Genomic DNA, 18,008 nt, shown 5'->3' with positions numbered 1-18,008 from the left:
CCTTGATCCTGAACTTGCGCACACTCGGTTTCGCAGCCCCGTTTCAAAGGCTCACTTGACTTAGCACCCCCATGGAAATTGCCTTACTGATTGCCTTGATCCTGCTGAATGGCCTTTTTGCCATGTCCGAACTGGCACTGGTGTCCGCCCGCAAGGCCCGTCTGCAAAAGTTCATCGACGAAGGCGACCGGGCGGCCATCGCCGCCGTGAAGCTCGGCGAGGACCCCACGCGTTTCCTGTCGACCATTCAGATCGGGATCACGTCCATCGGCGTGCTCAACGGCATCGTCGGCGAGGCGGCCCTGGCCGCGCCATTGTCAACCTGGTTGGTGTCGATGGGCATGCCGCTCAGCTACAGCCAGATCACGGCCACGGCCCTGGTGGTCGTGTTCATCACCTACTTTTCCATCGTGGTGGGTGAACTGGTGCCCAAGCGTCTGGGCCAGACCTACCCTGAGACGTTTGCCCGCCTCGTAGCGCGCCCCATCAATTGGCTGGCCGCAGCCACCAAGCCCTTCGTGCAACTGCTCACGGTCTCCACGCGGGGCCTGCTCAAGCTGCTGGGCGTCCAGGAAAACGCGGCCAACGCGGTGACCGAGGAGGAAATCCACGCCATGCTGGCCGAGGGCACGACCGCGGGCGTTATCGAGTCCCACGAGCACGCGATGGTGCGCAATGTGTTCCGGCTCGATGACCGCCAGATCACCTCCCTCATGGTGCCGCGTGGCGACGTGGTGGTTCTGGACCTGGAACAGAGTTTCGAAGCCAACATGGCCAGGATCGAGGAGTCCGATCATGCGCGCTTTCCCGTCGTCAAGGGCGGCATCGGTCATGTGGTGGGCGTCATCAATGCCCGCCAATGGCTCGCCCGGGCCTTGCGCGGCGAGCGTCGCGAACTGGCCGAACAGACTTTGCAGTCCCCGCTGTACGTCCCCGAGACCATCACGGGCATGGAGTTGCTCGACAACTTCCGCCAGTCCGACATGCAGATGGCCTTTGTCATCGACGAATACGGCGAGATTCAGGGCATCGTCACCCTGCAGGACCTGATCGAAGCCATCACGGGTGAATTCAGCCCGCGTGATCCCGCGACTTCGTGGGCAGTCCAGCGGGAGGACGGCAGTTGGCTGCTCGATGGCCACATCCCCGTTCCGGAGCTCAAGGATCGCCTCGGCCTGGCGGCGGTTCCCGACGAGGAGCGGGGCCGCTATCACACACTCAGCGGCATGATGATGTTGCTCACGGGACGCCTTCCGCAGACGGCGGACGTCGTGACTTGGGAAAACTGGCGCCTGGAAATCGTGGACATGGACGGACGCACCATCGACAAAGTGCTGGCGACCCGCGTCTCGGAGCGGGGGTTGGACGATCCTGCCGAAACCTGAGCGAATCGGGCATGACAGGGCAGATGTGCTCATGCCGCCAGGCTGACGAAGCCGCCCGGTCTTTCATCGCTCAACACGGCGGGGCTGACCGCTTGGAAGGCCGTGCATGCCTCCAAAACCAGCGCCGCGTTCACGGCACGCGACGGATCGACGAAGATGAACGCATGAGCAAAGCCGCGCCTCCCCGCAACGCCCCTCGCGCGCTTACCCCCGTCCTGTACATCTGGACGGGCGAAGATGCCTCTGGCCGCATGGTCCACGGCGAATTGCGCGCGGCCAGTACGCAGGCAGTGCGGGTGGCCTTGCGTGACCAGGACATCCTGCCCATCCGGATTCAGCGGCGCTGGTGGAACCCGCCGTCCCGCCGGATCACCGCCAAGGACATTGCCCTGTTCACCCGCCAGTTCGCCGCCATGGTGAAAGCCGGCGTGCCGCTGCTGCGTGGCTTCGACATCGTGGCGCAAGGTCGTGCCCATGCCAGCCTGACAGCCTTGCTGCGGCAGGTCCGCGTCGACGTGGAAGCCGGCGCGACGCTGAGCGCGGCTTTTGGCCGGCACCCACGCCATTTCGATCGCCTGTACTGCAGCCTCGTCGAGGCGGGTGAAACGGCGGGCATGCTCGACCAGATGCTGGAACGCTTGGCGCTGCACCTGGAACGCACGCTGGCGCTGCACTCCAAGATCCGCGCGGCCCTGATGTACCCCGCCGTCGTGGTCGGCACGGCCTTGCTGGTGGTGTTGCTCATCATGGCTTTCGTGATCCCCGCCTTCCGTGACGTGTTCCATTCCTTCGGCGCGGAGCTGCCCCATGCGACGCTGCTGCTCATGGCCATGAGCGACTTCCTGGCCCGCTGGTGGGCAGCTTTGCTGGGTGTGTTGAGCGCGGGCGCTTACCTGCTGCGACGCGCCCTCGGTCGCAATGCGGCGCTGCGCGCCCTGCGAGACCGCGCCGTGTTGACACTGCCGCTGGTCGGCCCCCTGTTGGACAAATCCTGCCTGGCGCGCTGGACACGCACGCTCGCCACCCTGCATGGTGCCGGCGTGCCCATGGCGCAGGCCCTGACGGCGGTGCGCGGCGCGGCGGACAACCAGGTCTATGAGGCAGCCACCGACCGTATCCGGCAAGAAATCACCCTGGGCACCAGCCTGGCCGTCGCCATGGAACGCAGCGGAGCCTTCGCACCGATGGTGCTGCAGATGTGCGCGATCGGCGAGGAGTCCGGCGCGATCGATGCCATGTTGGCCAAGGCCGCTGACTTCCATGAAGCCGAGGTCAGTGATCTGGTGACGGGGCTATCCGGCCTGCTGGAGCCACTGATCATCCTGCTGCTGGGGCTCGTCATTGGCGGGATCGTGGTCGCCTTGTACCTGCCGATTTTCCAGCTGGGCCAGATCGTCTGAGGAGAAATGCACTTGACCGTGGGCATCACCGCGCCGGACGCGGATTGGATCGGGGCTTTCGCGCTGCTGGGCCTGTTGATCGGCAGTTTTCTGAATGTGCTGGTCCATCGCTTGCCCCGAATGATGGAAAAACAGTGGCAGGCCGAGCTCGCTGCGGCGTCGGCGGCAAGTTCCGACGCCCCCTCAGCGCCTGAGTCTTCGGAGCCCGTGCTCTCCCTGCTGGGTCCGCGCTCGCACTGCCCGCGCTGCGGCCATGTGCTGCGTTGGCATGAAAACGTACCCCTGCTGAGTTACCTGGTGCTGCGGGGCCGCTGTTCGGCCTGCCACGGCGCCATCGGCCTGCGTTACCCCCTGGTGGAACTGGCCACGGCCCTGCTGTTTGCCTGGTGCGCGGCCCAAGCGGGCGGCTCGCAGTGGCCGATGGCACTGGCCTGGTCCGGCTTCTGCGCCGTGCTGCTGGCCCTGGCCCTGATCGACTGGGACACCCACCTGCTGCCCGACAGCCTGACCCAGCCCCTGCTATGGACGGGCTTGAGTGGTGCGGCGCTGGGCTGGACCGGGACCTCCCTGCCGGATGCCTTCTGGGGTGCAGCGATCGGCTACCTGAGCCTCTGGCTGTTGGCCAACAGTTTTCGCTGGGTCACGGGCCGCGAAGGCATGGGGCAGGGCGACTTCAAGCTCTTGGCCGCGCTCGGGGCCTGGCTGGGCTGGGCAGCCTTGCCGCCTCTGCTGCTGTTCGCTTCCAGCCTGGGCGCGCTGATCGGCCTGCTGCTGCTCGGCTTGCACCGGCGGGCAGCGGCGCGCATAGCAGGTGATGAGCCGGCGCAAGAAGCGCCGTTTTACATTCCCTTCGGTCCCTTCCTCGCCGTCGCGGGCCTGATGCTGATGGCGCTGGGGCACGAGCTTGTGTATGCCGCGCTGGGCTTGAGGCTGGCGGATCTGATGCTCATGTTGAAATAAAGCCCATGCCGCCGAACGCATCTTCCTCCCAGGCCATGCCGCTCGCGCCCTTGCGCCTGGGGCTGACCGGCGGCATCGGCAGCGGCAAGAGCACGGTAGCGGCCCTGCTCGCGGCCCGGGGTGCCGTGGTGATCGACGCCGACGCGATATCCCGCGCAAGCACGGCGGCAGGTGGCGCCGCGATCGGAGCCTTGCGCGCGGCTTTCGGTGCGCAAGCCCTCACGGCAGAAGGTGCGCTGGACCGCGCGCGCATGCGCGCCTGGATATTCGCGGACCCATCGGCGCGCTTGCGGCTGGAGGCCATCGTCCACCCCCTCGTCGCCCAGGAAACCGATGCGCAGACCCGGCGGGCAGTCGCCGCCGGCGCGAGCTGCATCGTCTACGACGTGCCCCTGCTGGTGGAGTCCAGCCTGGTCCAACGTGAGGACGGTCGACGACCCTGGCGCGAGCGGCTGGACCGCGTGTTGGTCGTGGACTGCACCCCGGCCTCCCAGATCGAGCGGGTGATAGCCCGCAGCGGCCTGACCCGTGCCGAGGTGGAGGCCATCATCGCGCAACAGGCCAGCCGGGCACAGCGCTTGCATGCCGCTGACCACGTTGTTTGTAACGAAGGTATCAGTCTGGCGGTGCTCGAAGCGGAGATCGCTGGTTTGGTGACATTGCTAGGTTTTTGACACGGTATTTGCCCGCAGTGCGGGCTTCTCGGACCGATTGCCCGGCTATGATTGCCGCAGAGTCCGCGCCAACAGTTGTGATCACTTACGAATACCCCTTCAACGAACGCATACGGACCTACCTCCGACTGGAGAGTCTGTTTCGCCGCCTGCTCGAGCTGGTCGCGCGCGAAGAAGCGCTGGACCACCACTACGCGCTTTCCAGCCTGTTCGAGGTGATGGAGGTCGGCATGCGCTCCGACCTGCGCGCCGAAGTGCTGCGCGACCTCGAGAAGCAGAAGCAGTTGCTCAACACCTATCGCGACAAGCCCGGCATCGCGCAGGCCGTGCTGGACGAAGTGCTGCAGCAACTCGACGAAAGCTACGGCCAGCTCACCAGCCTGACGGGCAAGACCGGCGCCATGCTGATGGAAAACGAGTGGCTGATGGGCATCCGCAGCCGCATCAACATCCCCGGCGGGGCCTGCGCCTTCGACCTGCCCGCCTACTTCGCCTGGCAGAACGAAAGCGCCGAACGCCGGCGCGCCGATCTGCACCGCTGGATCAGCCCCCTGACGCCTTTGGCGGCTGCCATCACCCTGTTGCTCACGCTGCAGCGCGATTCGGGCGTGCCGCAGAAGGTGCTGGCCAACGGCGGCCAATACCAACAAGCCCTGCCTCAGGGCCGCGCCTTCCAGCTGCTGCGCCTGGTGATCGACCCAACGCTGGGGCTCATCCCCGAGATCAGCGGCAACCGGCTGATGCTGTCGATCCGCCTCATGCGCAAGGACGACAACGACCGCCTGCACGCCAGCACCGAGGATACGGGCTTCGAGCTGACCCTCTGCGCCTGAGCTGGATTCCCGCGATGAATCGGTATCCGAGTGATACGCCGCCGCCGCAGGCCCGCGTGGTCCCTTGCCCGCGCTGTGGTGGCGACAGCATCTACGCACCCAGCAACCCTTACCGCCCTTTCTGCAGCGACCGTTGCAAGAAAGTGGACCTGGGTGCCTGGGCCAGTGAGAGCTTTCGCGTGCCCACCGAGGCGCCACCGGAAGACGAGCAGTACGGCGACCCGCGGCTGCAGTGACGCCGCCCCGGGGTTAACGCCTTTTCAAGTCCGGGCGTCAAGCCCGCGTGCAGCGCGCGGCCCGCTCCCCGGCCACGCGCAGGCGGTCCTTGAGGGCCGGTGGTTCCAGCACCTCGAAATCCACGTCCAACGCCAGCAGCCAGTACACCAGCGGGTCCAGCCCGTGCGCACCCCACTCCAGCAGGCAGCGCTGGGCATCCAGCACCTGCACCACACCGGCCGAGGGTGGAATGCGGCGCGCCATGACCTCGTGCGATGCGTGCAATACCACACGCGCCTGCTCCGGGTAAGGCGCCACTGCCAGGGAGCGCGACACGTAGGCGCGCAAATCGCCGCCCTCGGGCCCGGCGCGTGGCGCGAAATGCGCGCCCACCACCGGCTCACCCACGATGCGGTCAATGCGGAAAGTGCGCCAGTCCGCGCGCGTCAGATCCCAGGCCACGAGGTACCAACGCTGGCCAGTGTGCACCACGCCCTGTGGCTCCAGCCTGCGCAAGGCGCTGCGTCCCCTGATATCGGTATAGCTCAGGTTCAGTCGCAGTTGATCGCGACAAGCCGCCGCCAGAGTGGCCAGCAGCGTGGCATCCACAATGGGGCCGGCGCGGTCCAGGGGAAGGATGGCCGAGCGCAGCGCATCCACGCGGCGGCGCAGGCGCACGGGCATGGCCTGCTCCAGCTTGACCAGCGCGCGCAAGGCGGGCTCTTCGATGCCGCCGACCGCACCCGCCGTGGCCGTGCGCAAGGCGATCGACACCGCCAGCGCCTCCTCGTCATCGAGCATCAGGGGCGGCAAGGCCTGGCCGGCCCGGAAGGCGTAACCCCCTGCCACGCCGCTGCTCGCGTGCACTGGGTACCCGAGCTGGCGCAGCCGGTCGATGTCGCGCCGCAGGGTGCGGGGGTGCACGGCCAGCCGCTCAGCCAGTTCACTGCCGCCCCAATGGCTGCGGGTTTGCAGCAGGGAAAGCAGACGCAGCAGGCGAGAGGAGGAACTCAGCATGGCCCGACTGTACCTTTCATTGAGGGCCAAAACTGTCCGCAATGACACCTACAGTGCACCCACTTCAACCACCTCCAAGGAGCTTTCCATGTCCATCGTCCTGTACTGGCACCCCATGTCCAGCGCCACCCCCATCGCCTGCGCCCTGACCGAGTTGGGTGTGCCCCACGAACGCGTGAAGATCGACATCCAGACGGGTGAGCAACGCCGCCCGGACTACCTGGCGCTCAACCCCAACGGCAAGGTCCCGACCCTGACCGTGAACGGCGCGCCCATGTTCGAGGCCCTGGCCATCCATCTGTGGCTGGGCCACAGTTTCGGCGTGGAACGCGGACTGTGGCCGAAAGGCGGCACGCCCGAACACCTGCAGGCCATGTCCTGGTGTGTCTGGTCCTACGTCACCTACGGCGCGGTGCTCGTGCGCCTGCAGGTCAGCACGCAAGGCGATGAAGCGCTGCGCCACTCTGCGCATGCCGAAGCCGCCCGCCAGGGACTGGACCAATTGCTGGCCCTGCTGGATGCACGCCTGGCCGCGCAGCCCTGGATGCTGGGCGCGGACTATTCGCTGGTCGACCTGGTGGTGGGTTCCGTCATCGGCTACAGCGTCTATGTCGGGGCGCCGGTGGACGTGCACCCGCACGTCAAGGCCTGGCTCGCGCGCGTGCAGGCGCGGCCGGCGATGCAGATCGACGCGTGAACTGCGGCAAAACGTCTCGCAAAGATTAAGATGCACGCACCGCCCTGGGTGTGCAGGGATCGCCCAGCGGTTTCAACCAACTGGAGAAAAGGGATGATGCGTCAAAAATTCTGGGCAGTGCTCGTCGCAATTTTCGCGGGGCTGCTGCTGCCACTGGTGCCAGCGCACGCCACCGAGACACCGGAGGGCGAACTGGCTTTCAGCATCGAGGTACCGCCCCAGCTGACGGCACAGGAAGTGAACAAGACGGTCGTCATGGCCTCCATGGGCCGCGACTGGACCATCAAGGAAGACTCGGTCGGGCGTGTGGTGATCTACCTCAACCATCGCAACAATGAAGCCACCGTCACGTATCTGATTTCAGACAAGCAGATTCAAGCCTATTGCGTGGGCTACCGCCTCTACAACCAAGGGACGAGCAGCGAGAGCAAGTCCCCAAGTCAGCCCAAGGGATGGCTGGGCAATCTGAACCGGGACATCACCAAAGGGCTGCAGCAGGCCGTCTATCTGAAGAAATAACGATCCCCTGGCACGCTTGAAACGGCGTGGCTTCTTCGTTCGCCGGCATGCCATCCGTGCACCAGCCCTCGGTGACATGGGCTTGGTGAACCCAACGATTTGCATGCGCGCAGCGAATCGTATGAAAAGTGGTCGCCAAGCCCATGACGCCATGCGCCAGAGACAAGGCAGGCAAACACCACCCTAGGGATTTCGGGAATACTCCGCTTCCAGCCAGTCCAGCACTGGGTAAGCGCCCGGCAACACCGGTGACACCGTGAGCGGGAAGGTCTGCCAGGCCATCTGCTGGCCTTCGCGCATCTCGAACTCGCCCGACCAGGCGCGCACCTTGCACCAGTGCAGTCGCACCAGGGCATGCGGGTAGTCGTGCTCGGTGACCTTCCAGACCTCGGCGTCGGCGATGGTCACGCCCAATTCCTCGATCAACTCGCGCCGCAGCGCCTGGACCACGGTTTCACCCGCCTCCAGCTTGCCGCCCGGGAACTCCCAGTAACCGGCGTAGGGCTTGCCCTCGGGCCGGCTGGACAGCAGCAGCGCACCGTCGTCCCGGATCAGGATGCCGACGGCGACCTCGGTGTGCTGGCGGGGTTCGGTCATGCAGGGCTCCGCTGGGCCGTGCACGAGAGAGCCCGACCTCCTCGGGCCGCGGCGTATGAACGGCGTAACGCGCCTGAGGAGGTCATGCGCCGTGCCGCCCAGCGTAATCACGCGCGAACTGGTAGGCCACGCGCCCGCTGCGCGAGCCACGCTCCAGCGCCCAAACCAGCGCCTCGGGTTGCGCTTTCGCGATGTCGGCTTCGCCGACACCGAAGGAACGCAGCCACTGCGCGGCGATGCTCAGGTACTCGTCCTGGCTGAAGGGGTAGAAACTCACCCAGAGGCCGAAGCGCTCGGAGAGGGAAATCTTCTCCTCCACCACTTCGCCCGGATGGATTTCGCCGTCCTCGCTGGTGGTGTAGCTCAGGTTGTCCTTCATGTGTTCGGGCAGCAGGTGGCGGCGGTTGCTCGTCACGTAGATCACCACGTTCGGCGTGGCCGCAGCCACCGAGCCGTCGAGGATGGACTTGAGCGCCTTGTAGCCGCCCTCGCCGTCCTCGAAGCTGAGGTCGTCGCAGAAGATGATGAATTTCTCGGGCCGCTGCGCAACCACTTCCACAATGTCAGGCAGGTCCACCAGATCACTCTTGTCGACCTCGATCAGGCGCAGACCCTGGTCGGCATAAGCGTGCAGGCAGGCACGGATCAACGAGGACTTGCCGGTCCCGCGCGCGCCCGTGAGCAGCACGTTGTTGGCGGGCAAGCCGCGCACGAACTGTTCGGTGTTGCGCAGGATCTTGTCCTTCTGCGGCTCGATTTCCTTGAGATCGTCCAGCTGCATGCGCCCGACATGGCGCACGGGCTCGATCAGCCCCTGGCCCGAACTGCGTTTGCGGTAGCGAAACGCGATGGACGCGGCCCAGTCCGGCTGCGCGAACGCGCCCGAGGGCAAAGGCAGGATCGCCTCGACGCGCGCCAGCACCTGTTCCGCGCGTTCCAGCAGACGTAGGAATTGTTCGTTCATGGTGAGAGTTTATTCGCGGGCACCCGCAGGACCGGCTTTGCCGGGCTGCTGGGTGCAACCCCTGCCAGGGGTGGCGTAGCGACACGCAGTGCGCGCAGCCTGGGGGTATTCAACTCCGATAGTCGGCGTTGATGGACACGTAGTCGTGGCTGAAGTCGCAGGTCCAGACTGTGTCTTCGGCCTGCCCGCGCCCCAGCACCACGCGCACGGTGATTTCGCTCTGCTTCATCACGCGCTGGCCATCCTCTTCCCGGTATTCGGGGTGGCGTCCGCCCTTCACGGCCACGTGCACATCATCCAGGTAAAGATCGATGCCGCCCTGGTCCAGGTCGGTGATGCCGGCGTAGCCCACGGCGGCGAGGATGCGGCCCAAATTGGGGTCACTCGCATAAAACGCGGTCTTGACCAGGGGCGAATGCGCGATCGCATAGGCGGCCAAGCGACATTCTTCGGCGGTCCGGCCACCTTCCACCCGCACGGTGATGAACTTGGTCGCGCCCTCGCCGTCACGCACCAGGGCCTGGGCCAATTGGCGCGCCACGCCAAGCAGTGCGTCCTTGAGCGCGCGGCCCTCGACGCTGTCGAGCGAGGTGATCTCGGCGTGCGCGGCCTGGTTGCTCGCGATCAGGATGAAGGAGTCGTTGGTCGAGGTGTCGCCGTCCACCGTCACGCGGTTGAAGGAGCCCTCGGCGAGTTCGAATGCCAGTTGCCGCGCAACGGTGGGACTGACCCGCGCATCGGTGGCAAGGTAGCCCAGCATGGTCGCCATGTTCGGACGGATCATGCCCGCGCCCTTGCTGATGCCTGTAATGCTGACGGCCACGCCGCCTATCTCGGCGCGCGCGCTGACGGCCTTGGGCAGGGTATCCGTGGTCATGATGCCTTCGGCGGCGCGCAGCCATTGCACGCCCGAGGCGTCGGTTTTCGCATCGGCCAAGGCCGCCGGCAATCCCGCGATGATGCGGTCGTGCGGCAGCGGCTCCATGATGACACCGGTCGAGAAGGGTAAAACCTGCTCACGCGCGACGTTCAGATGCTTGGCGAGCGCGTCACAGCTTGCGCGTGCACGCTGCAAGCCATCGGCGCCGGTGCCGGCGTTCGCGTTGCCCGTGTTGATCAGCAAGGCACGGATGTGGTTGCCGGGGTGCGCCAGATGTTCGCGGCAGATCTGCACCGGTGCGGCACAGAAACGGTTCTGCGTGAACACGCCGGACACCGTCGCGCCCTCGTCGAGCAGAAAGACCGTCAGGTCCTTGCGATTCGCCTTGCGCACGCCGGCTTCGGCGACACCGATGCGCACGCCCGCGATGGGCAAGAGTTCAGCGGGGTTCGGTGCAGAGAGGTTGACGGGCATAAGAAAACTCTTTCAGCAAAGAGGTACCCTGTACGCGGGCACTCGCGGAACTGGCTTTGCCAGGCCGCTGAGTGCGCCCCCTGGAAGGGGGGATGCGAGCCACACGCAGTGGGCGAGAGTCGGGGGTCAGTTCAGTTTCCCGTGGCAGTGCTTGTACTTCTTGCCGCTGCCACAGGGACAGGGATCGTTGCGGCCGACCTTGGGAACGGCGGCCACTGCCGTGGCGGCATCCAGCCGGGTCTCGACCTCGCCGGTTTCGGTGGGCGCGGTGTAACGCACATTGCTGAGATGCTCGCCCTGCTGCTCCAGCGCCTCGGCGGCCTGGCCGACCTGTTCGCTGGACTGGACGCGCACCGTCATCAGCAGGCGGGTCACGTCGTTCTTGATCGCGTCGAGCAGGAGGGCGAAGAGTTCAAAAGCCTCACGCTTGTACTCCTGCTTGGGCTGCTTCTGCGCGTAGCCGCGCAGATGGATGCCCTGGCGCAGGTAGTCCAGCGCGCTCAGGTGCTCGCGCCAATGCGTGTCGATGCTCTGCAGCAGCACCATGCGCTCGAACTGCGTGAACTGCTCGGTCCCGACCAAGTCCACCTTGGCCTTGTACGCTGAATGCGCGGCGGCCAGCACCTGTTCCAGGATGTCCTCGTCGCTGATGGCGTCGGCCTGTTCCACGGTCTGGCGCAGGGGCAGGTTCAACTGCCATTCGTCGTGCAAGGCCTGCTCCAGGCCGGGCAGATCCCACTGTTCCTCCACCGAGCCTTCGGGCACATACTGGCGCACAAGATCGGTGAAGCAACCTTCACGCAAGCCAGCGATCTGGCCGGACAGCTCGGGCGCGTCGATGATGGCGTTGCGCTGCTGGTAGATGACCTTGCGCTGGTCGTTCGCCACGTCGTCGTATTCGAGCAGCTGCTTGCGGATGTCGAAGTTGCGGGCCTCGACCTTGCGCTGCGCGCTTTCAATGCTGCGCGTGACGATGCCCGCCTCGATGGCCTCGCCCTCGGGCATCTTGAGGCGCTCCATGATGGCGCGCACGCGCTCACCCGCGAAGATGCGCATCAACGCGTCGTCCAGGCTCAGGTAGAAGCGCGAGGAACCCGGGTCACCCTGGCGGCCCGAACGGCCGCGCAACTGGTTGTCGATGCGTCGGCTCTCGTGCCGCTCGGTGGCGATGATGCGCAGGCCGCCCAGCGCCACCACCTTATCGTGCTCCTCGCTCCACTGCGCGCGCAGGGCCTCGATCTTCTTTTGCTTGGCCGCTGCGTCGAGCGAGGCGTCGGCCTCCACGGCTTCCACCAATTTCTCGACGTTGCCACCCAGCACAATGTCCGTGCCGCGACCGGCCATGTTGGTGGCAATGGTGATGGCCTTGAGGCGTCCCGCCTGCGCGATGATGTCCGCCTCACGCGCGTGCTGCTTGGCGTTGAGCACCTGGTGCGGGAGCTTTTCCTTCTCCAGCAGCCTGTCGATGATCTCGGAATTCTCGATCGAGGTCGTGCCCACCAGCACCGGCTGGCCGCGTTCGTAGCATTCGCGGATGTCGGTGATCGCGGCCTGGTATTTTTCCTGGGTGCTCTTATAGACGCGGTCGAGTTGGTCCTGACGTCGGCTCGGGCGGTGCGGCGGGATCACCACCGTCTCCAGCCCGTAGATCTCCTGAAATTCGTAGGCCTCGGTGTCGGCAGTGCCGGTCATACCGCCGAGCTTGCCGTAGAGGCGGAAGTAGTTCTGGAAGGTGATGCTGGCCAGGGTCTGGTTCTCGGCCTGGATCTTCACACCTTCCTTGGCCTCGACGGCCTGGTGCAGGCCATCGCTCCAGCGGCGGCCCGTCATGAGACGGCCGGTGAATTCGTCGACGATGACGACCTGCCCGTCCTGCACCACGTAATGCTGATCACGGTGGTAGAGGTGACGCGCGCGCAAGCCCGCGTTCAGGTGATGCATCAGCGAGATGTGCGCCGGGTCGTACAGGCTGGCGCCTTCGGGCAGCAGGCCGGCCTGGGCCAGCAGGGCCTCGGCCTTCTCGTGGCCGGATTCGGTCAGGAAGACCTGGTGGCTCTTTTCATCGACCGTGAAGTCACCGGGCTTGATGACGCCCAGGCCCGTGCGAGGGTCGGCTTCGCCCTCCTGGCGGGTCAAATGGGGCGCGAGCTGATTGATGGCCAGGTACAGCGCGGTGTGGTCTTCGGCCTGGCCACTGATGATCAGCGGCGTGCGCGCTTCGTCGATCAGGATGGAGTCCACCTCGTCGACGATGGCGTAATGCAGGCCGCGTTGCACGCGGTCCTTGGCCTCGTACACCATGTTGTCGCGCAGGTAGTCGAAGCCGTACTCGTTGTTCGTGCCGTAGGTGATGTCGGCGGCGTAGGCGGCCTGCTTCTGCTCGCGCGGCATCTGCGGCAGGTTGATGCCCACCGTCAGCCCCAGGAAGTTATAGAGCTTCTCCATCCAGCGCGCGTCTCGGCTGGCCAGGTAGTCGTTCACCGTCACGACGTGCACGCCTTGGCCGCTCAGAGCGTTCAGGTAGACCGCCAGCGTGGCCGTCAGCGTCTTGCCCTCGCCGGTGCGCATTTCCGCCACCTTGCCCTGGTGCAGGGCCATGCCGCCGATCAACTGCACGTCGAAGTGGCGCATCTTCATCACACGGCGCGAGGCCTCGCGCACCACGGCAAAGGCCTCGGGCAGCAGTTTGTCCAGGCTCTCGCCCTGGGCGACACGCTGACGGAATTCCTGCGTCTTGGCCTGCAGGGCCGCATCGTCGAGTTGAGCGAGGCCCGGCTCCAGAGCGTTGATGCGCGTGACCACCGCGCGGTATTGCTTGAGCAGGCGCTCGTTGCGGCTGCCGAAGATTTTGGTGAGGATGTTGATGCCCATGAACACGACGCGTCCCGGTCGGGCCCCGCGCCTGTTTGGGCGGAGGTGCCGGAACACTTATCCGATGACCGATACCTTGAGTGTGAAAGCCCGCCCCTCGCGAGCGAGGCCGGCGGGCGCAGCTGAACGACGCATTCTACCCGGCAGGTCAATCACCTCGGGGGGGCCGGGTGTGTCGTCTTAGCGGGGTGCCTGGGGCGCGGAAACTGCCGCAGGCGCGGTGCCGGGCTGCGCGGCCACGCGAGCGGCCGCGTCCAGGGAAGCGGATTCGACCGGGGCAGCGTCCGTGCCAGTCTCCACCACTCGCACTGGGCGGGGTGGCAGACCGTTCGGTTGAATGCTGGCGGCGAAACGCAATTGCTGATCCAGGCGGTTGCGGCTGGCATTCATGAACTTGTTCGGATCTTGAGGCACCCCCCGCACCAACACCTCGAAGTGCATGTGGGGGCCGGTCGAGCGTCCGGTATTGCCCGAGAGCGCCACCTTTTGCCCGCGCTTGACCAGATCACCCTTGCTGACCAACAACTTGGCGTTGTGCGCATAACGTGTGATCACGTCCTTGCCATGGTCGATCTCGACCAGGTTGCCGTAATCGGGCCGCATTTCCGAAGTCACCACCACCCCACCGGCGGCCGCCAGTACCGGCGTGCCCATCGGGGTCTGGTAATCGATGCCGGTGTGCAGGGCCGCACGGCCCGTGAACGGGTCGATACGCCAGCCAAAACCGGAACCGAAACCGAACTCGACCGGATGCGAGGTCGGAATCATCATGGTGCGCACCTTCTGCTCGAACAGGCGGGACTCGGCCACCGCCATCATGTCCGTGCGCCGGCGCGTGGAACGCTCCAGGTCCGCCATGATCTTCTGCAGCTCCTGCATCGAGAGCGGGCGACTGTCCAGCCCTTCGACCAAGGCGCCGCCCTGGCCGGGCTTGGCGCGCGCCTGAGCCGGATCAATGCCCGCCATGCCGGCCACGCGCTCGCTCAGGGATTCCAGCTGCAGCAGCTTGGCCTGCATCTCGCCAATTCGGCGGGCCATGGCGTCCAGGTTGTCGCGCATGAAGCGGTCACGCAGGGCCATTTCATCTTGCACCATCCACTTGACCAGGGAACCGATCACCGGCCAGTTCTCACGCGCGCCCTTGAGGAACACCCAGTGGTACAGGCCCGCAGCGGCCATGAGCAGCACGAGCATGGCCGTCACACCCGCGAGCAAGAGCTGCGTGCCGCTCAGATGAATCGAGCGCCGCTTGGACACCCAGGAGGGGTCCGTGATAATCACATGCATCGTCTTACCTTTCCGTTGCGGGCCGCGCTCGTCGCCTGAGGTCTCGCGAGTCCTGCGGCGACACCGCAGCATCACACCCTAGCTATATCGGCAACACGCCGCCCCGCATGAACCCCCATCCCTCGCGTCAGCACCCGCCCCTGAGCCTGCAGGAAGCCGCCCAAGCATCCCCGGTGTTGGCCCGTCTGAGCGAGCTCAGCCGGGAATCCCAGGCCCGGCTGCTGACCATTCAACCGATATTACCAGCCGTGTTACAAGCAGCGGTACAGGCAGGCCCCATCGAGGGGCGCAATTGGTGTCTGATTGTTAAAAATAACGCAGCCGCCGCGAAAATTCGACAACTGTTACCGGCTTTCGAGGCGAGGCTGCGCAGCCAGGGCATGCCGGTGGATGGCATCCGGATCAAGGTGCAGTCTGGTGGCGGTTGACCGAAACACCCCCGAAAAAGCAAAAAACCCCTGGAAACCTGATTCCAGGGGTTTGCCGCTTTTGAGGCCCATCCGAGCATCTGAAATGGTGCCGCCTGTCGGATTCGAACTGACGACCTACCGCTTACAAGGCGGTTGCTCTACCAACTGAGCTAAGGCGGCACGGCCGTGCATTCTAACGGGGCCAGGGTCTGGGATTCTTGGTGCTCTGAGTCATTTTTCCGCAGGCACTTCTTTTAAATGTCTGATTGTTCCGGGCGCCAAAAGCAGAAACCCCCGCCGCGTTGCCGCGAACGGGGGTTGAACTTTCAGATCACAAGCTGACTTACGTCAGCAGGAGATCAGAAGTTGACGCGCAGGCCGGCCAGCATGGTGCTGACGGTGTCGCCGCCGTTGTAGTCGTCACCCGTGGTGGACACATAACGAGCGTAGACCGAGGTCAGCTTGCTCAGGGCATAGTTCACACCCACGGCGACTTGGTTCACGTCACCGGTGGCATCGACTTCGTCCGTCAGCGTTTGGTAGTTCACGCCCAGGGTCAGTTGCTCCGACAGCGGCACAATGGCTTGCAGGTTCAGGCCGGAGTTGACGTCGTCACCGTCGGCCGTGTAGTTGTGGTACCCCACACCGAACGTGGCAAAGCCGAAGTTGTACTGGAAGCCCAGGTGCAGCAGTTGCTCTTCAACAGCGCCCGTGGACTTGTTCTCGCCCAGGCTGTAGATGGCCAAGCCAGAGTTGATCGGGCCGGCCTTGTAGAAGACGGCAAGGTCGGTTTGTGCGGCAGTGTCTTCACCCGCATTGTCTTGCGAGCCAGGCACAATCATCGCCGCCGCGCTGAAGCCGCTGAAGTTGGGTGTTTCGTACACGATGGAACCGTTCTGGCGAGTCAGGCTCTTGCCGAACATGACCAGGGCCGGAGTGCCCGTGCCCGTGCCGGGGCCAGAAGCGTAGACACCGCCGGCAGAGTTACGACCACCGTCCTTGGTGCCGAACGGTGCGCCACGCAGACCGCTTTGGATCGTCAAGGACGGCTGGTTGGGAGCGCCCAGCTTGATGGTACCGAAGGCACCTTGCAGGCCAGCATAACGCTCACCCGTGCCATCGTTGGACGAGGCACCTTGGTCAGCAACCGTACCGCCGGTGAAGTTGAAATCGTGCTCGTACAGACCAATCGCCTTCAGGCCATCACCCAGGTCTTCGCTAACACGGAGGTACAGACCCGTGGTGCCGGAACCGTCACGGCCCACGGTGGTCTTTTGCGCCGTGCCGTTGTCGGTGATGCGCAGGGTTGTGTCAAGCGTACCGAACACCGTCACTTCAGCCATTGCACCAGCAGCAGCGAACAGGGCAGCTGCGGCAATCAGGGTCTTTTTCATGTGGAAAGTTCTCCAAAGGTTAAACAAGAGGTCCCAAGACTGGGTTCTTCAAGAGGCCTAAACAGCCGCAGGCTGTGAAGCCTGCGATGCTGGGGTGGACCCCTGGTTCACCTCCTCTAGCAAGGAAGTTGGGCGCTATTGCACCAGAAGCCCTCAGGGCTAGACAACGTGAAAACCCTGAAGTGGCCGCTTTGCGACATGGGTTGTGGTGCTGAGGCAACAATCGCCGTCAGACCAAATTTGCATCAACGAGGTCCATGTCACCCAGCACATCGCCCACTTCTACCTTTGAGCAAAGCACAGCATGTCAGTGCGTCTTTTAATAACCCGCTGGTCAGCGAGTGACAGCCTCACAAAGGCATCTGCACCCTGCGCAGACAGCAGACGCAAACGGCGCAGGCTCGTCTTTTTGTTACAGGTCATCGAACCACGTACCGCGCTTGTCATTTGATCTGCGTCATGCCTTGATGCGACCCACATCCACAGGCCGATGCACAATCCCGTCATGCCCTCCAATCAGTTGCCCTCGTCTTTTCCCGACGACCTGCTCACCGCCGCCGACACGGCCTTGCGCACCTTGTTCGCGCCGCCGCGCTCGGCCCGGCCTATGCCGCGCACCATGCAGTCCGCGAGCGATGCGGCCCGGCCCCGGGAGCTCAGCACGGAAGAAAAGCGCCTCTCCGCCGCGCTGATGCGCGTCAACCATGTGGGGGAAGTCTGCGCCCAGGCCTTGTACACGGCCCAGGCGCTGACCACGCCAGACCCCGCATTGCGCCGACACTTCATGCGCGCCTGCAACGAGGAAACCGACCACTTGGCCTGGACGAAGCAGCGCCTGGATGAACTGGGCTCACGCACCTCCCTGCTCAACCCGCTGTGGTACGCCGGGGCCTTCGGCATCGGACTGCTGGCCGGGCGCATGGGTAATGCCATCAGCCTGGGGTTCGTGGTGGAGACGGAGCACCAAGTGGAAGCGCATCTGGACAGCCACCTGGAACGCCTGCCCGCAGGTGACACGGCCTCACGCGCCATCGTGGCGCAAATGAGCAAGGACGAAGCCGGCCACGCCTCTGAGGCGCTGGACGCGGGCGGCGAGGAGCTGCCCGGCCCCGTCAAGGGCCTGATGCGCGCCGCCGCCAAGGTGATGACGACAACCGCGCACTACGTCTGATCGACAACTCAGACCAACGAACCGGCTGCGCGGCGCGGACCAGGTAGACCACCGATACAGACTCAGGCGATGCGCGTGACGATGAGCACCGCGAAGAACAGCAACGCCGCGATGATGGTCCACTTCAGCGTGAGCAACCCCCAGCGACGATAGCGGGACTGGCCCGTGCCGGCGTAGAAAGCAAAGCAAACGGCCGCACCCAGCAGCAGCAAGAGCATGGCCCAACGGAAAAGCAGCATGTCGATGTAACTCCGTGAGA

At 65.0% G+C, this 18,008-nt stretch carries 18 protein-coding genes and 1 tRNA gene; 10 read left to right on the top strand and 9 right to left on the bottom strand.

The features are described 5' to 3' along the window. The first annotated feature begins 71 nt into the window (after window positions 1-71). The 6 genes from AZ34_RS04600 (at window position 72) to AZ34_RS04575 (ending at window position 5,488) form a co-directional block, all read left to right on the top strand. Entirely contained in the window at window positions 72-1,385 is a 1,314-nt protein-coding gene (locus tag AZ34_RS04600; RefSeq protein WP_035605302.1) for a hemolysin family protein, read from the top strand. Window positions 1,386-1,549: 164 nt separating this feature from the next. Further along, complete coding sequence (locus tag AZ34_RS04595; RefSeq protein WP_035605298.1) at window positions 1,550-2,785, top strand: type II secretion system F family protein; 1,236 nt, start codon at window positions 1,550-1,552, stop codon at window positions 2,783-2,785. Between the two features lie 6 nt (window positions 2,786-2,791). After that, window positions 2,792-3,745, top strand: a complete 954-nt coding sequence (locus AZ34_RS04590; RefSeq protein ID WP_035605296.1) for a prepilin peptidase — start codon at window positions 2,792-2,794, stop codon at window positions 3,743-3,745. Between the two features lie 5 nt (window positions 3,746-3,750). Continuing rightward, window positions 3,751-4,419 (top strand): dephospho-CoA kinase, encoded by a 669-nt coding sequence (gene coaE, locus AZ34_RS04585; RefSeq protein ID WP_155831721.1) that lies wholly within the window; start codon window positions 3,751-3,753, stop codon window positions 4,417-4,419. Between the two features lie 77 nt (window positions 4,420-4,496). Then, window positions 4,497-5,252, top strand: coding sequence for a cell division protein ZapD (gene zapD / locus AZ34_RS04580; protein ID WP_035605293.1), 756 nt, complete (start codon window positions 4,497-4,499; stop codon window positions 5,250-5,252). A 14-nt stretch (window positions 5,253-5,266) separates the two neighbouring features. Further along, complete coding sequence (locus tag AZ34_RS04575; protein WP_035605289.1) at window positions 5,267-5,488, top strand: DNA gyrase inhibitor YacG; 222 nt, start codon at window positions 5,267-5,269, stop codon at window positions 5,486-5,488. 37 nt (window positions 5,489-5,525) lie between these two features. Here AZ34_RS04575 and AZ34_RS04570 read toward each other — a convergent pair whose 3' ends face one another. Then, on the bottom strand, window positions 5,526-6,485 hold the full coding sequence (locus AZ34_RS04570; RefSeq protein ID WP_035605286.1) for a helix-turn-helix transcriptional regulator: 960 nt from the start codon (window positions 6,483-6,485) through the stop codon (window positions 5,526-5,528). 88 nt (window positions 6,486-6,573) lie between these two features. On the opposite strand from AZ34_RS04570, the gene AZ34_RS04565 reads away from it, so the two are divergent. Both AZ34_RS04565 and AZ34_RS04560 read left to right on the top strand, forming a co-directional pair. Further along, on the top strand, window positions 6,574-7,182 hold the full coding sequence (locus tag AZ34_RS04565; protein WP_035605283.1) for a glutathione S-transferase family protein: 609 nt from the start codon (window positions 6,574-6,576) through the stop codon (window positions 7,180-7,182). A 93-nt stretch (window positions 7,183-7,275) separates the two neighbouring features. Then, a complete protein-coding gene (locus AZ34_RS04560; RefSeq protein ID WP_035605279.1) occupies window positions 7,276-7,701 on the top strand; it encodes a hypothetical protein in 426 nt (141 codons plus the stop codon). Window positions 7,702-7,884: 183 nt separating this feature from the next. On the opposite strand, the gene AZ34_RS04555 is transcribed toward AZ34_RS04560, so the two are convergent. From AZ34_RS04555 to AZ34_RS04535, 5 genes are all read right to left on the bottom strand, one after another. Beyond that, window positions 7,885-8,298 carry an NUDIX domain-containing protein gene (locus AZ34_RS04555; protein WP_035605275.1) on the bottom strand — a complete coding sequence of 138 codons (414 nt, stop codon included), beginning with the start codon at window positions 8,296-8,298 and terminating at the stop codon, window positions 7,885-7,887. Window positions 8,299-8,380: 82 nt separating this feature from the next. Further along, complete coding sequence (locus AZ34_RS04550) at window positions 8,381-9,262, bottom strand: ATP-binding protein (protein ID WP_035605272.1); 882 nt, start codon at window positions 9,260-9,262, stop codon at window positions 8,381-8,383. Between the two features lie 109 nt (window positions 9,263-9,371). After that, entirely contained in the window at window positions 9,372-10,616 is a 1,245-nt protein-coding gene (argJ, locus tag AZ34_RS04545; RefSeq protein WP_035605269.1) for a bifunctional glutamate N-acetyltransferase/amino-acid acetyltransferase ArgJ, read from the bottom strand. 126 nt (window positions 10,617-10,742) lie between these two features. After that, window positions 10,743-13,487, bottom strand: coding sequence for a preprotein translocase subunit SecA (gene secA / locus AZ34_RS04540; protein ID WP_035605266.1), 2,745 nt, complete (start codon window positions 13,485-13,487; stop codon window positions 10,743-10,745). 180 nt (window positions 13,488-13,667) lie between these two features. Beyond that, complete coding sequence (locus tag AZ34_RS04535) at window positions 13,668-14,774, bottom strand: M23 family metallopeptidase (RefSeq protein WP_035605263.1); 1,107 nt, start codon at window positions 14,772-14,774, stop codon at window positions 13,668-13,670. Window positions 14,775-14,881: 107 nt separating this feature from the next. On the opposite strand from AZ34_RS04535, the gene AZ34_RS17910 reads away from it, so the two are divergent. Continuing rightward, the gene (locus tag AZ34_RS17910; RefSeq protein ID WP_081767084.1) at window positions 14,882-15,202 is read left to right on the top strand and encodes a hypothetical protein; all 321 of its coding nucleotides are present in this window, start codon (window positions 14,882-14,884) and stop codon (window positions 15,200-15,202) included. Window positions 15,203-15,288: 86 nt separating this feature from the next. Here AZ34_RS17910 and AZ34_RS04530 read toward each other — a convergent pair. Both AZ34_RS04530 and AZ34_RS04525 read right to left on the bottom strand, forming a co-directional pair. Beyond that, window positions 15,289-15,364, bottom strand: a tRNA-Thr gene (locus AZ34_RS04530). A 179-nt stretch (window positions 15,365-15,543) separates the two neighbouring features. Beyond that, on the bottom strand, window positions 15,544-16,578 hold the full coding sequence (locus AZ34_RS04525) for a porin (protein WP_035605260.1): 1,035 nt from the start codon (window positions 16,576-16,578) through the stop codon (window positions 15,544-15,546). Between the two features lie 505 nt (window positions 16,579-17,083). Between AZ34_RS04525 and coq7 the strand changes: the two genes are divergently transcribed. Beyond that, on the top strand, window positions 17,084-17,749 hold the full coding sequence (gene coq7, locus AZ34_RS04520) for a 2-polyprenyl-3-methyl-6-methoxy-1,4-benzoquinone monooxygenase (RefSeq protein ID WP_035610906.1): 666 nt from the start codon (window positions 17,084-17,086) through the stop codon (window positions 17,747-17,749). Between the two features lie 62 nt (window positions 17,750-17,811). On the opposite strand, the gene AZ34_RS18530 is transcribed toward coq7, so the two are convergent. Next, on the bottom strand, window positions 17,812-17,988 hold the full coding sequence (locus AZ34_RS18530; RefSeq protein ID WP_197026499.1) for a hypothetical protein: 177 nt from the start codon (window positions 17,986-17,988) through the stop codon (window positions 17,812-17,814). Window positions 17,989-18,008 lie beyond the last annotated feature (20 nt).

Origin of the sequence: Hylemonella gracilis str. Niagara R, assembly GCF_000600295.1 — a bacterium.
GTDB classification, from domain to species: domain Bacteria; phylum Pseudomonadota; class Gammaproteobacteria; order Burkholderiales; family Burkholderiaceae_C; genus Hylemonella; species Hylemonella gracilis_A.
This window is presented reverse-complemented; position numbering and strand designations above follow the sequence as displayed.